10 protein-coding genes are annotated in these 14,131 nt (G+C 65.7%); 7 read left to right on the top strand and 3 right to left on the bottom strand.

Annotated elements, in window-relative coordinates; translation table 11 throughout:
• Window positions 1–263: 263 nt before the first annotated feature.
• The 7 genes from HMI59_RS14965 (at window position 264) to sufU (ending at window position 11,923) form a co-directional block, all read left to right on the top strand.
• A complete protein-coding gene (locus tag HMI59_RS14965; protein WP_021471458.1) occupies window positions 264–866 on the top strand; it encodes a 50S ribosomal protein L25/general stress protein Ctc in 603 nt (200 codons plus the stop codon).
• Window positions 867–981: 115 nt separating this feature from the next.
• Window positions 982–1,566 (top strand): aminoacyl-tRNA hydrolase, encoded by a 585-nt coding sequence (pth, locus tag HMI59_RS14960; protein ID WP_021471457.1) that lies wholly within the window; start codon window positions 982–984, stop codon window positions 1,564–1,566.
• A gap of 127 nt (window positions 1,567–1,693) precedes the next feature.
• Entirely contained in the window at window positions 1,694–4,432 is a 2,739-nt protein-coding gene (locus HMI59_RS14955; protein WP_227471403.1) for a LuxR C-terminal-related transcriptional regulator, read from the top strand.
• Window positions 4,433–4,473: 41 nt separating this feature from the next.
• Complete coding sequence (locus tag HMI59_RS14950) at window positions 4,474–7,134, top strand: AAA family ATPase (RefSeq protein WP_193591741.1); 2,661 nt, start codon at window positions 4,474–4,476, stop codon at window positions 7,132–7,134.
• 470 nt (window positions 7,135–7,604) lie between these two features.
• Entirely contained in the window at window positions 7,605–10,028 is a 2,424-nt protein-coding gene (locus tag HMI59_RS14945; RefSeq protein WP_193591740.1) for an ATP-binding protein, read from the top strand.
• Window positions 10,029–10,107: 79 nt separating this feature from the next.
• Window positions 10,108–11,433, top strand: coding sequence for a cysteine desulfurase (locus HMI59_RS14940; RefSeq protein WP_193591739.1), 1,326 nt, complete (start codon window positions 10,108–10,110; stop codon window positions 11,431–11,433).
• 37 nt (window positions 11,434–11,470) lie between these two features.
• Window positions 11,471–11,923 carry a Fe-S cluster assembly sulfur transfer protein SufU gene (gene sufU, locus HMI59_RS14935; protein ID WP_193591738.1) on the top strand — a complete coding sequence of 151 codons (453 nt, stop codon included), beginning with the start codon at window positions 11,471–11,473 and terminating at the stop codon, window positions 11,921–11,923.
• Between the two features lie 21 nt (window positions 11,924–11,944).
• Here sufU and nhaA read toward each other — a convergent pair whose 3' ends face one another.
• The 3 genes from nhaA to HMI59_RS14920 all read right to left on the bottom strand — a co-directional run bounded on the left by nhaA (window position 11,945) and on the right by HMI59_RS14920 (window position 14,114).
• Window positions 11,945–13,237: a Na+/H+ antiporter NhaA gene (gene nhaA, locus HMI59_RS14930; protein WP_227471402.1), complete on the bottom strand. Its 1,293-nt coding sequence runs from the start codon at window positions 13,235–13,237 to the stop codon at window positions 11,945–11,947.
• Window positions 13,238–13,393: 156 nt separating this feature from the next.
• Complete coding sequence (locus HMI59_RS14925; protein ID WP_166185225.1) at window positions 13,394–13,615, bottom strand: SCO4848 family membrane protein; 222 nt, start codon at window positions 13,613–13,615, stop codon at window positions 13,394–13,396.
• A gap of 1 nt (window position 13,616) precedes the next feature.
• Complete coding sequence (locus HMI59_RS14920; protein ID WP_021471449.1) at window positions 13,617–14,114, bottom strand: DUF2505 domain-containing protein; 498 nt, start codon at window positions 14,112–14,114, stop codon at window positions 13,617–13,619.
• Between the last annotated feature and the right edge of the window lie 17 nt (window positions 14,115–14,131).

The raw sequence follows: 14,131 nt of genomic DNA, 5'->3' as shown, positions 1-14,131 counted from the left end.
GCCGCCCCAGCGGCGGCCGATGGCCCGTTTTCATTTTTGCCCGGCACCGCTGGTAAACTTTCGGGGATACCTTGGCGAGGGAGAGCACCCCTGGTTTCGCAACCGGGAAAGTGTCTCCGTCATCGACTGGGTCTGTAACCTCCTTCGACGAAGGCGGGCCGGCGCTCAAGCCCGGGCCCGCGGGCGTGGAAGGTCACTCCAGACCTCCGCCCTTGCTGATCACCACGCCGCCTCAGCGGCACACCAGTAATCAAGGAGTACACATGTCTGAGCAGAAGCTCGCAGCAGAACTGCGCACCGAATTCGGCAAGGGCTACGCCCGCCGTGCCCGCGTCGCAGGCCGCATCCCCGCAGTCATCTACGGCCACGGTGCCGAGCCGGTCCACGTAACCCTCCCGGGCCGCGAGACCACCCTGGCAGTCCGCGTTGCCAACGCCCTGCTGAACCTGGACATCAACGGTGAAGCCCACCTGACGATCGTCAAGGACATCCAGCGCAACGCGATCAAGCAGACCATCGAGCACATGGACCTCCTGACCGTCCGCCAGGGCGAGAAGGTCACCGTGGACGTTCCCGTACACGTAACCGGTGAAGTTGCTCCGGGCGCCGTTGCCAACCAGGAAGCCGTCACCATCTCCGTTGAGGCCGAGGCAACCCACCTGCCGACCGCCCTCGAGGTTGACATCGAAGGCCGCGAAGCCGGCGCGCACGTCCACGCTTCCGACGTCGTGCTCCCCAAGGGCGTCAGCCTGCTGACCGAAGCCGACACCCTGGTGGTCAACATCTCCGAGGCCACCGCTTCCGCAGCCGGCGAAGAAGCTGCTGAAGGCGAAGAGGCTCCCGCAGCCGAAGAAGCCGCTGAGTAGTCTTCTGACTGCCTGAGGCTGTTATTGCCTTGAGAGTGGCCGGGTCCCATGGGGGTCCGGCCACTTTCCTTTGTCGCCTGACCTGCACCTTCTTCCATTCCCTAGGATTGAATCCATGACTGACACCTGGCTCATTGTTGGCCTCGGCAACCCCGGCAGCGAATACAGCGGCAACCGCCACAACGTGGGCCAGATGGTGCTGGATGAACTCGCATCGCGCATCGGCGGCAAGTTCAAGGTCCACAAATCCCGCGCCCAAGTGGTGGAGGGCCGTATGGGCATCGGCGGCCCGCGCGTGGTCCTTGCCAAGCCGATGACATACATGAATGTTTCCGGCGGGCCTGTCTCCGCGTTGGCCAAGTTTTTCGATGTGGCTCCGGACCACGTGATCGCCGTCCACGATGAGATCGACATCCCGTTCAACACGGTGAAACTGAAGATCGGTGGCGGGGAAGGCGGCCATAACGGTCTTCGCGACATTTCCAAGGCCCTCGCCACCAAGGATTACCTGCGGGTCCGCGTGGGCGTGGGACGTCCTCCGGGACGCATGGATACAGCCGACTTCGTGCTCCGTGACTTCGCCACCCCGGAGAAGAAGGACTTGCCGTTCCTGCTCGATGAGGCGGCTGATGCCGTGGAGCTCCTTATCACTGAGGGCTTGTTGTCTGCCCAACAAAAACACCACGCCGCACGATCTTGAGCAAATCTTGAGGAAAGCCTGATCAAAGCCTTACGGTCGATGGGACCCTTGGCCCTATAAAGTGTCGCGCCCCGGCGGTAGTGTGCATGGTACGCAGGTGCACGGGGGAACTGAGCGAGGGGTGCGGGTGTCGGCGGAGTTGCTTAACAGGAACCGGGGAGGCGCGGCCAGGGCTGCGGCTCCCGATCTTGTTGGCGGACCATCCGACCGTCAAACGTGGTCCCTCCTGGCCCGGAGCCATGACTTGGCGAGGGCCGGCAAGCACCTTGAAGCTCCGGACTCCTACGGCGTGATACTCACCGGAGACCGGGGCATCGGAAAATCCGGACTGGCCCGCGCTGTGGTTGCTTCCCTCGGTCCGAAGGTCCACAGCCTGCAGCTGCGCAACACTTTGGCCGGCGGACAAACCCCGTACGGGTGCCTCGGCTTTCTCCTCGCCCGCCTCCCTTCGGAAGCAGTGAGTACTCCCACCGGGATCCTGCACTCGGTGACGTCCCTGATCCGGGCGGAAGCGGCGGGACGCCAAACGGTGTTCATCGTGGATAACGCCGGAGGCATGGACCCCATGAGCACCGGCGTGCTGCTCAACCTCATGGCCACTGGAACGGCCAAGGTCATTGCCACCGTGCAACGCGCCAGCGACCTCCCTGCAGATTTCCATCGCCTGGTCCTGGAAGGCCAGTTGGGCGAGGTCCATCTGAACACTTTGACGGAGGAACAGACCAAGCAAGTGCTCGGCTCCGTGCTGGGACATTACGTGTCGTCCACACTGGTCGGCTCCCTGCACTCGGCCGTGGGCGGCAACCCGATGCTGCTGCACGCCCTGCTGGATGAACAGCGGCACTCCGGCAACCTGGTCCTCAATGACTCGGTGTGGACGTTGCGCGACCGGATCAAGCTCGAAGGTGCCACGGTGGTGGAGGACTTTGTCCGTTCCAGGCTGGCGCGCGAACCACAAACCAACCGGACCGTCATTGAAATCCTGGCGTGTGCGCAGCGCGCAACCCTGGTGGACCTCGCAGCGATTTTCAGCACCGAGACCCTGGTGGAGATGGAGGAATCCGGTTTCCTGACAATCGACCGGGCCGGTGAGCACTGGGTGTCGCTCCGTGATCCGTACCTCGGCGAAGTGGTCCGCGGTTGGCTCAGCACCAGGCGCCGGAGGGAACTGTGGTTGATGCTGCTGGGGCCAAAGGAACCCGAACTCGAGGGCCTGGCACCGCAGGACCTGTTGAGCTACGCGGCGTGGATGCATGCCTGCGAGGATGAGCCGTCGCCGTCGCCTGCCCACGCGCTTGCCGCCGGTCGGGCAGCCCTGGACGATTACGATCCCAACTTCGCCATCCAGTGCACCCTCTCCCTTGACCCGAAGGACCCCGAATGGGTGCCGGGGCAGCGGGTGAAAGCAGCCGCGTACCTGATGCTCGATCTGCCGCTGCATGCCGCCCAAGCCCTCGATGAGGTCACCGAGGACCAGTTGGCGGCATTGGAACCCGTTGAATTCGCGGAAATCATGGCGGCCAAGTGCCAGGCGATGACGTGGATCGACGGCCGCTCCGGTATGGTTCCCGGCGTCATTGCGGAGGCCAACGCTGCCCTGGATGACATGGAGGCCAGGGCCGGGCACGGAGCGCGGGCCTTCCGCCTTGCCAGAAACCGCATGCGCTTGTGCAACTACGAGTACCAGACCTACATGGGAGAGTACGCACGGATCATCGAGGACCTGGAGGCGGAGCTGCAGCAGGACCCGGACTTTGACCGGGAGCACTGGCTGCGGTCCGGCTTCTTCCTGATCGAAGCCCGCTGCATCCTGGGCCGGGAGCTGGAAGCCCAGCAACTGGCCCGGAGCATGTCCCAGGCTCTGCGTGAGGCGGGGAGCCCCGCGCCCTTGGAGGAGGCCTTGGCCCGGCATGCGTTCCTGGCCCTGTTGTTGTCCGGCCAGTGGCGTAAGTGCATCGAGCTCATGCGCCGCGCCCCGTCCAAGCCCTCCCGCCTCCAGTTCCGTGGAGCCATCACTGAGCTGGGCATCGGCCTGGCGTATGCCTATGCAGGCAAGCCCTCCAGCGCCATTGAACCGCTGCGCTCCGCGGCTGCCCAACTCGAGCTTCGCCCGGCCATGAACCTGGTCAAAGTCGCCTACGCCGCCACGGCCTTCGCCTACGCACAACTGGGCAATTCCTTGGAAGCCGGACGCTACCTGGACCTGTACCGGACCTGCCGGGGGACGGGCACGTTCTTCTCGGAATCCGTGGCCGGTTTCTGCGCGGACATGGCCGGCCGCTGGATGGGTGACCCCGACGTCAAGCAGCGGCTCCTGGCAAAGGTCCGCGAGGACTTCGACAACCAGCGGTTTACGACGGCGGGGATCTGCCTTTTCGGCGCGACGGTCGAAGGTACGGACGCCGAATACCGCCTGCTGGAGGACATCGCCGGGAACCGCCAGGGTCCCTTGGCCGAAATTTCCGGACAACTGGCCAGGGGCTCCCTGGGCCGCAGCTCCAAAGCCCTTTTGGCCGCCGCCGATGCCGCGGCAGCGCTGGACCTGCTGGTGGTGGAGGCCCGGTGCGTCGCCATGGCCCTGGACTTCGCCCGCGACGCCGGCGAGACCACCACGGCCCGGACAGCCCAGCTCCGCCTGGAACGACTCGAACAATCCGTGTCGGCCCTGCCGATCCAACCTCGCAGTGACGCGCCGGTGTTGACCGAGCGCGAACGGCAAATCGCCAAACTCGCTGGAAAGGGTGTCAGCAACCGTGAAATCGCGATGGATATTGGGGTGTCTGTGCGCACAGTGGAAGGCCACCTCTACCAGGTGTTTACCAAGCTCGGGGTGTCGTCGCGGGGTGAGCTCAATGGTCTCCTCTGAGCAGGCATACCCGATGACGGACTACTCGTTGAGATTCGCCGATGCAGGCTGAGTACCTGGTGGGCCGGGAAGCAGAGTTGGACCTGGCCACGGAAATTTTGACACAGGAAGGCGCGGGGGCAGTACTGCTCATCGCTGACCCGGGCATCGGCAAGACGGCCATGGCGGCAGAGCTTGCGTCCCGCCTGTCCGGCGAAATGGTGGTGATGCACGTCCACGGCAGTCCTGCATTGTCGGCTGTTCCGTTCGGCGTGCTGGCGCCGTACTTGCTGGACCTGCCCGTGGACCAAGCCACCTCTCCCGTGGCCATCCTGCGGGAGTTCTGGTCCCAGTTCGAAAAAAGGCGGGGCAGCGAAGGCAACCGCCTGTTGCTGGTGGTTGACGACGCCCACGATCTGGATGAGGGGAGCACGCAGATCCTCGCTGAGTTGGTGACGGCGGGTTGGGCCAGGTTGGTGGCTACGAGCCGCCCGAGGCCCGGGCTCCCGCCCGCCCTGCTCCAGCTCTGGTACGACGGCTTGGCCGAACGCCTGGAGCTGCACCCCTTGGAGCAGGAAACCGTCACGGAACTGGCAGAGAAGATGCTGGGCGGAACCGTCATGGCCAGCACCGCCGACGTCCTGCACACGGTCTCCGAGGGCAATCCGCTCCTACTCCGTTCCCTGGTGGAGGATGCCAAAGCTGACGGGAACCTCGTCAGGCGCAACGGAGTCTGGTTCCTGACCCGCGCCCTGACCGGTAGCGGCGAAGGGTTGGCAGAGGTTGTCCGGAACAAAGTCCTCCGGACCAGCGAGGCAGAACGCGAAGCGATGTTCGTGGTGGCGTTGTCCGAGCCGGTCCCGGCGGCCGTGCTGGATTCACTGGTCGGCAGGGAGACCGTCCGCTCGTTAATGGACAACCGGCTGATCCTGTCCACGAACGGCATCGGAAGTCCCCTGAAGATGTGGCACCCGATGTACGGGGAAGCCCTGCGCCAGATCGTGTCCCCGGCGCGCAGCCTCCAGATACGCCAGCGGATGGTCCACCACCTGGCCGCGGAGCCGGCCACCGCTGAGGGCTTGCTGCGGATGGTGAGCTGGGCGCTGGACTGCGGTGCCGACGTCGAGGACGAACAGCTCCTGCAGGCCGCCTTCCTGGCAGCGAAGCTGCTGCAAAACCAGCTGGCCATGGCGGCGGCCGCGAAAGTGCGTTCAGAGGTGCTGCGTCCCCGGGCCCGCGTGGTCATGGCAATGGTCAGCTATAACGACGGCGACTACCGCGCTGCCGTCCGGCTGCTCGAGGAAGATTCGGGTTTCCTGGACGCAGATCCGTCCGGTCCTTTGGGAGCAGGCCTCCTGTGGGCGGCCGCCCGATCGGCGCTGGGCGACTCGTCGGCAGATATTGCCGCTGACGCCCGGGCCGCTGCCGAGGGCCTGGCTGCGCGGCACAGCGCGGATCCGGCGAAGGTGGCCGAGATCCGCCGCCACGCAGACGCCTTGGAACTTGCCGCTTTGGCCCACTCGGGCCACTATGCGGAACTGCGCGAAGGGTTGGAAAAGTTCGAGGCGGGCATGGCAGCCGATGAGCCCGACTTCGTCATGAACCAACTCTTCCTGCTTGCCATGACGTGCGAGCTCCTCATGGTGGAGGGCCAGGCGGTCCAGGCCTTGGACAAGGGGCGGGACGCCCTGGTGCTCCTGGACGAACACAAGGATGATCTCCTCTACTTCAGTGATTTCATCGTGGTCCGGTACGCGCTGGCAGCCCTGGAAGCCGGGGAATGGCCGGCCGCGGAATCTGCGCTGGACCGTTACGCGGCGAGTTCTGCCATGGGACTGATCATCTTTGGTGGAGACATCCAGACGCTCCAAGGCTTGTCCCTGCTGCGTCAAGGCCGGCTGGAGCAGGCCGCTGCGGTGCTGACGCCCGCTGTGGAAGCACTCAAGGTCAGGGACCCCCAGCGGTTGCGGCGCCTGGGCGTTGCGCTGGCCTTCTATGCGGCGGCGCGGACGGGCGACAAGGATCTGGCCAGGCGCCTGGCCGGAGAAGTGGACACGGCCGCAGCCGGCGGAGCCTACATCGAAGCCCTGGCTGAACTGTTCGTACTGGCCGCCAAAGAACACCTGGACAGGGGCGCGGGGCTGGAAAAGCTGCGCGAGCTGCCGGAGTCGTCCGCCCTGCACCGGTTGCCCGGAGTCCTCCTGCAGAACGTCGTCCTCCGTGCCGAGCTCGGCGACCTTCCCGCCATGGAGGCCATCCGGGACACCGCTTCACCCATGGGTGGATCGTGGGCCAACGGCTGGGAGTCCTTGGCGGTGGCCCAGCTCGGCGGGGCAGGGGACGGCTTCGTCAACGCCGGCAACCTCCTTGCCGCGGCAGGCATGCCCGGGCCGGCCGCTGTGGCATTCGATAAGGCGGCCAACGCCTTCGACGCCGAGGGCAAGCGCCCCGAAGCGCGGCAGGCGGCGGTGCTGCGTGATGCCAGTGAAGCCAACCTCGGCAGTGCCCTGGTCCATGACCCGCACACGGAAACCGACCGGTCCGTCCCGCTGACCCGCAGGGAACAGGACATTGTTGCCCTCGCTGTTTCCGGACTCACGGACCGGCAGATCGCAGAGAAACTCATGGTCTCGGTGCGCACGGTGGAGGGTCACCTCTACCGCAGCTACGCAAAACTGGGAATCCGGCGTCGTGAAGATCTGGGTGCTGCGGTCCGCAGCTGAAGGCGCGTTCCGAGTACCGTCCAACCACTCGTGAAACCACTGGCCCGCGCCACTCAGCGGATTTTAACCAATGAATGGAGTAATACCTGCTTGCGGTGCGCCGTGACCAAGTAGTGCGCCCCGAAAGGACTGAGTACAAAGGAGTACCCGGGCCCGCAAACAGCGCAGGGAATCGAGTACCAACTACTGGTGATCCGGTTTCGGCCAGACGGTTAACTGTTTCTTGGAAGGACGGTTAGCCCCAAGCATCGCCGGAATTCCAGTCGCAACAGTCGCATCGGTGGTCTCTTTGAACCGGTGCTCCGGCCGTCGCAAGACGGTCCGGCCCTGGACGAAGCCGGCGGCGACAGAGTCTTCTGAGACCGAGACTCTCCCCCCAGCCGTCGCCGGCTTCTAGGCCAGGGATCCGCGCTCGCGGAAATTCAACCTTCTCCCCGAACAAGGGACTTTTGCTGCTTATTGGAGTGCGCATGTTGCCGGACCCTTGGCTGGACGAAGACACCGTCGCAGCAGGGTCGGGGCCATCGGCACTTCCGGACCGCCGGCAGCTCCTGGAGCTCATCGTCGGAGCCATAGCGTCACCGTCAACCAACGGCATAGTGGTGGTGGGGGACAAAGGCTCGGGCAAGAGCCACCTGCTGCTCTCCATCCAGGCCGGATTGCCCGAATCGATGGATGTCCGAACATACGCAGGCACGCCTGAACTCGAAGCGATACCTTTTGGAGCCCTGACATCGCGCGCTGAAGCTGCGGGGGAGTACTCCGGTCTTCCGGGGCTGCATGTTTTCCGGGCGCTCACCGCAGCCCTCGGTCCTGCCGACTATTTATATACGCCCGCGCCGCGCCGCCGCGGCCGGAAAAGCATGACGGCGCAGCGGCGTCCTCCGCTGGTGTTGTTGGTGGATGACATCCATCACGTCGACCCGGACTCGTTGGCCGTATTGTTGCAGTTGATGCCCGGCTTCGGTGCCACCTTGGTGGCTACCGCGGACAGCAGGAGGCCCTTGCCGCAGGACCTCTACCAGCTATGGGAAGACGGCTTCCTTGAGCAGTATCTCCTGCCGCCCTTCACCTTCCAGGAAGCCCAGGCGCTGTGCGAGGACCTCCTGGGCGGACGGATCCAGCGCCGGGTCAGCAGCGTCTTTGCGGTCATCAGCGGTTTCAACGTGGGTCTGTTGTGCCTCGCCGTCGAGGACGCCCGGCGAGCGGAGTTGCTGGTGCATCGGCGCGGATTCTGGACCCTGGACCCGCGTGCCCGCTGCCGGTGGCCGGGCGTGGTGGAACACGTTGCGGCGGAAAATGCACTCTGCCCGCCCGAGGAACGCCAGGCGTTGGAGGTCATCGCGCTGGGGGAGCCGGTGGCACTGGAGACCGTGGAACGCAGCTTCGGGCAGCGGACCATGGACAACCTGCTTGCGGCAAACCGGATCCGGCTGATCCCCGGCAGCCCGCCCATGGTCCGGACCAGTTCCTGGCTTTGGGGCGAGGGCACCCGGCTGTCCGTTCCGCGTTCGCGCAGCACGGCCCTCCGGATCGGCGTCGAGGGTCCCAAGCTGACCAAGGAGTCCGCTCCAACGATGCTGCGCTGGATGACCTGGACACTGGACTCCGGGCTGAGCTTGTCCGATGAACTGATCCTGTCTGCTGCGCCTGCCGCGGATAGTCCGTCCACCGCAGAGCTGGCCCTCCGTGCCGCCGCAGCCGTCAAAGAACCCGGGAATGTGCCTGAAGCCAAGCTCTTGAGGGCCCGGGCGCTCATTGCCGAAGGCCAACTGCAGGCGGCCACACCCGAACTGCGGGCACTGGCCACCGCGGATCGGCAGCCGGGTGTGAGGTCCGCGGCGGCCAACCGGCTGGCGGCCTTGAGCCTCATGGGCGCGGCCCCGGTGCCGGCAGCTGCTGATGTCTCCGAACCGGCAGCGACCATCGTCGACGTCGTCCGGGAAGCCGGACAGTTGCTCACGGCAGGAAACGCCCCGGAAGCCCTGGCGAGGTCGACGGCGGCCGTCCTGGCCATCGGTGCAGACCCGGATGCGGAAATCTTCCGGCCGGGTCTCCTGCTCCGGCACGCCATGTGCCTGCGCCACAACCTCGCGTGGGCGCCCTTGGAAACGGTGCTGCACGCACGGGCGAGCTATGCCATGCCCGCCCATCTGGCCGGCTGCCTTGAGGTTGCCCGGGGCTATGCACAGTTGAGCCAGGGACTTCCCCGCGCTGCCCGCCGGACGCTGGAACCGGTGGTTGCTGACATGGCCGACGCCGGCCTGCCGTTGGTAGTGGCTCTCGGCGCGGCCATGCTGGCGTTCTGTGAAGCACAGGACGGCGCCGGGCGGGAAGCACAGTCCAGCATCGCCCAAAGCCAGGCGGCCTTGGCCGAAGCAGGTCCGCGGGCAGCCGCCATGGACTCCGGGGTGTTGCGCGATTACTGTGCACTGTTCATCGCCGCCGCTCAGGACTACGTGGCTGGTCCAGGTGCCCTGCTTGCCCTCGCCGAGGAATTCCAGGCGACGAACTCCATGATCGCGGCCGAGGCCCTCTCCCTCCTTGCGCTGAAGGCCGGTGCCGCCGTCGTCGACGATCTGCCGCTGTTGAACCGCCTTGGCGGGCTTGCCGAAAACCTGGAGGGCGCGGGCGGGGTTTCCTTGCGGACGTTTGTGCAGGCCTGGTGCGACGGGGAGCCCAGGGCCCTGGAGGCCGCGGCCCGCAGCCTGTCCGGGAACAGGCAGTTCGCCCATGCTGTGCTCTGCTACGCCGCAGCGGCGGACAAGTATGAAGCGCGCTCACGCGGCGCAGCGAGCCGCCGGGCTTCGCTGATGGCGGAGCGGCTGCGTGCGGTGATCGACAGCGGCGATGTTCCCCCGCTCGGCTGGCTTCCGGGACCGGCGGGACGCTGACGTGCCCGAAAGCACATCAACGGTTGAGGCCACCCGTGGGATAATTGAGTGTCCCTGAAGGCTTTCCGAGGAGTCACCCTTGACCGTCGTATCAACTCCCGCATCGCTGCAGCAGTCCGTGCAAGCCATGGACAACGCCGAGGTGTTGAGGATCCGGAACGACTTCCCTGTCCTGAACCAGCAGGTCAACGGCAAGCCACTGATCTACCTGGATTCCGGCGCAACATCGCAAAACCCGTTGAGCGTGATCGAAGCCGAGCAGGAATTCTACGAACAGCGCAACGCGGCAGTGCACCGCGGCGCCCACCATCTGGCCGTCGAAGCCACGGAGGCGTTCGAGGACGCACGGCAGACGGTGGCGGACTTCATCGGTGCCCGTTACGAAGAGACGGTCTGGACCTCCAACGCCACCGAAGGCCTGAACCTCATCAGCTATGCGCTGTCCAACGCCGCGCTGTGGGCCGCTCAAGGGCGCGGTAGTTCGGCGCTGAAGGACCTCTCCATTGGTCCGGGGGATGAGATCGTGGTGACGGAAATGGAGCACCACGCCAACCTGATCCCGTGGCAGGAGCTGGCATTCCGCGCCGGTGCCACCCTCAAGTACATCCCCGTCACTGACGAAGGAATGCTGCGGCTGGATGCCGCGGCGGAAATCGTGGGGGAGCGGACCCGCGTGCTGGCCTTCACGCACGCCTCCAACGTCCTGGGCACCATCAACCCCGTGCGTGAACTGGTTGCCCTTGCCCGCCGTGCCGGCTCGCTGGTGGTCCTCGACGCCTGCCAGTCCGTGCCGCACATGCCTGTCAACGTCAAGGACCTGGACGTTGACTTTGCGGTGTTCTCAGGCCACAAGATGCTCGCACCCACCGGCGTGGGGGTGCTCTACGGCAAGCAGGAGCTCCTGGATGTGCTCCCGCCGTTCCTGACGGGTGGTTCCATGATCACCACGGTCACCATGGACCGGGCAGAATACTTGCCGGCACCGCAGCGCTTCGAGGCCGGCACCCAACGGATTTCCCAGGCAGTTGCCCTTGCTGCGGCCGTGAACTACCTGTCCGAAACGGGAATCGACCGCATCCACGCGTGGGAGGCCCAGTTGGGCGAGCGGCTGGTCAGGGGCCTGGAATCCATCGACGGGGTCAGGGTGGTGGGCCCGGCCTCCGGTTCCGAACGCATCGGCCTGGCCGCGTTCGACGTCGCCGGCGTGCACGCGCACGACGTCGGACAGTTCCTTGATGACCGCGGCATCGCCGTCCGCGTGGGGCACCACTGCGCGCAGCCGCTGCACCGCAGGCTCGGCCTTACCGCCACCACGCGGGCCAGCACCTACCTCTACAACACCACCGACGACGTCGACGCTTTCCTCGATGCCGTATCCGGCGTGCGGGCCTACTTCCAGGCCTGACGCCGGTCCTTCACCCTTCGACGAACAGGCAAGCACCATGAGTCTCGACCAGTTGTACCAGCAGATCATCCTGGACCACTCCAAGCAGCGCCACGGCAGCGGCCTGGCGCGGACCGCCGCACCCGAAGGCGCAGCAACCGGGCAATCACACCAGCTCAACCCGGTGTGCGGTGACGAGGTCACCCTGCGCCTTGCCGTAGCCGATGGCACGGTAAAGCAAGTGAGCTGGGACGGTGCCGGCTGCTCCATCTCCATGGCCTCGGCCTCGGTGTTGAGCGAACTGGCGGAAGGGCTGTCCGTGGAGGAGCTGCACGAGGTCATCGACAACTTCCGCGAGGTCCTCCGGTCCCGGGGCAAGGTCCAGGCGGACCCGGAGATCCTTGGGGATGCCGCAGCCTTTGAAGGCGTGTCCCGCTACGCGGCCCGCGTCAAGTGCGCCATGATTTCCTGGGTGGCGGCCGAGGACGCCCTCAACCAGGCCACAGCATAGGCCAGCCCAGGCCACAACGGCCTAGCCGCGGGCGAAGACGTCCGGTACGCCGTCGCCGTCGTCATCCCGTGCTTCTTCCGCCGCCACCAGCCGGTAGCGCCGGTTGCGGGCCTTGAGCACTATCGCGGCAAGCAGTGCCGAGATCAGCGAACCTGCCAGGATGGCTACCTTGGCGTGGTCGTTGTGGGCGGACCCGGACCCAAAACTCAGCTCGCCGATCAGCAGCGACACCGTGAAGCCGATGCCGGCGAGGAGCGCCAGGCCGAAGAGGTCGATCCATGAAATGCTGGGATCCAGGCTGGCCCGCGTCGTCTTGGTGACCAGGAACGTGGTACCGAAGACGCCGACTGCCTTGCCGATGACCAGCGCCGCGATGACTCCCACCGCCACAGGATCCTGCAGCGCAGCGGCCATCCCGTCAAAGCCTCCCAACGCAACGCCCGCGGAGAAGAACGCGAACACGGGGACGGCGAAGCCTGCCGAGAAGGGACGGAGGCGGTGTTCGAAGCTTTCGGCCAGTCCCTCCGCCGGTTCCCCTTTCTTTCCACTCGCGGCCACCGGCACGGCGAAGCCGAGGATCACCCCGGCAACCGTGGCGTGAATACCGGAGGCGTGCACGAAGCCCCACGTGGCGAAGGCCAGCGGGAGCAGCAGGTACCAGCTGCGGACCCGCTTCTGGACGAGGAAGGTGAACAGCGCCAAAGGGACGAGTGCGGCCAACAGCATGAGCGGCTGCAGCCCGGTTGAGTAGAAGAAGGCGATGATGCCGATGGCGATCAGGTCGTCCACCACGGCGAGCGTCAACAGGAAGGTCCGCAGGGCTGCCGGAAGGTGGGTGTTGATCACAGCCAGCACGGCCAGGGCGAAAGCGATGTCCGTGGCGGTGGGAATGGCCCAGCCCTTGAGGGTTTCCCCGGCAGAGCCCAGGTTCACCAGCACGTAGATCAGTGCCGGTATGACCACCCCGCCAAAGGCTGCGGCGACGGGAACAACTGCTTTGGCGGGAGAACGCAGCTCTCCAGCCACGAATTCCCTTTTGAGTTCAAGGCCGGCGAGGAAGAAGAAAACGGCCAGCAAGCCATCGGACGCCCAATGTCCGAGGCTGAGCTCCAGGTGCCAGGGCTCGTAGCCGATGGTGAAGTCCCGGAGGGCGAAGTAGGCATCGGCTGCGGGGGAGTTGGCCCAGAGCAGTGCGATGACTGTGGCGATGAGGAGGAGTGCTCCGCCCACGGTTTCCGTGCGAAGGATGGCGAGGATCCGGCGGTACTCGGGGTAGGTGGCGCGGGTGAAGATCGTGGGCGAGCGGTCAGCCACAGGGGCTCCTTGTCCGGTTCGGGGTATTCGGGGTATCACAATGACTCCGCCGACCAGACTTCCCGGCACACCAACGTCCATCCTACCCAACTGGGTCGCAGTAGTGCGCGTTTAGAGACGTCAAAACGCGCTTAACTGCGACCCAGTTGGGAGAAATTAGGGGAGCAAACCCGCGACGCCGATCGCCGCCGTCGCGAGGCCCAGCACCATGGAGATGGTCACCAGGACCACGTGCACGGTCAGGAACCGGGTCGCCTTGCCCGACGCGTCCCGCGCACGCGGATCCTTCATCACGCGTTTGAGGAACTGCGGCCACACAACCAGTGACCAAACGCCCGCGACGATCAGGACAACCGCCAGGATTGCGGGAAGTTCCACGCTAGTGGCTTTCGAGCCAGGCCTGGGCCTGCTGGGACTGGATGTTCAGGGCCTTGCCGACCATCGGTTCCGCGGCGTCGGCGATCTTGCCGCCGAGGAACGGAACAGAGGACTTCACGTTGCCCTCCAGCTCGATCCGGGTGCTGCCGCCTTCAGCCACCAGGCGCTGGACAGCGGTGACATCCAGGGGCGCACCGGCCACCTTCAAGGCGATGGTGCTGGCGCGGGATCCGTCAGCTGCCGGGGCCTCCCACTGCTCGGTCTGGGTGACCGTGAGGCTCTCGCCGACGAACTTGCGGGCGATGTCCGGCAGTCGCGTCGTGGGCAGCGTGCGGACGGTGGTGGTGCTGAACGCGCCGGCGGTGTCACCGTCGATCGTGAACGATTCCAAGGAGCCGCCCACCAGTTCGCTCGTGTGACGCAGGAAGTCCTCGTCGACGAATACAGCGGCGACGCGGTCAACGCTATGCGGCAGGGTGGTGGATGCGCTCAGGGCCATGGGTCCTCCGTGGATGT

Source organism: Paenarthrobacter sp. YJN-5, assembly GCF_015040095.1.
GTDB lineage: Bacteria > Actinomycetota > Actinomycetes > Actinomycetales > Micrococcaceae > Arthrobacter > Arthrobacter ureafaciens.
The sequence above is the reverse complement of the archived record's forward strand: the minus strand, read 5'-3'. Positions and strand labels throughout refer to the sequence as shown.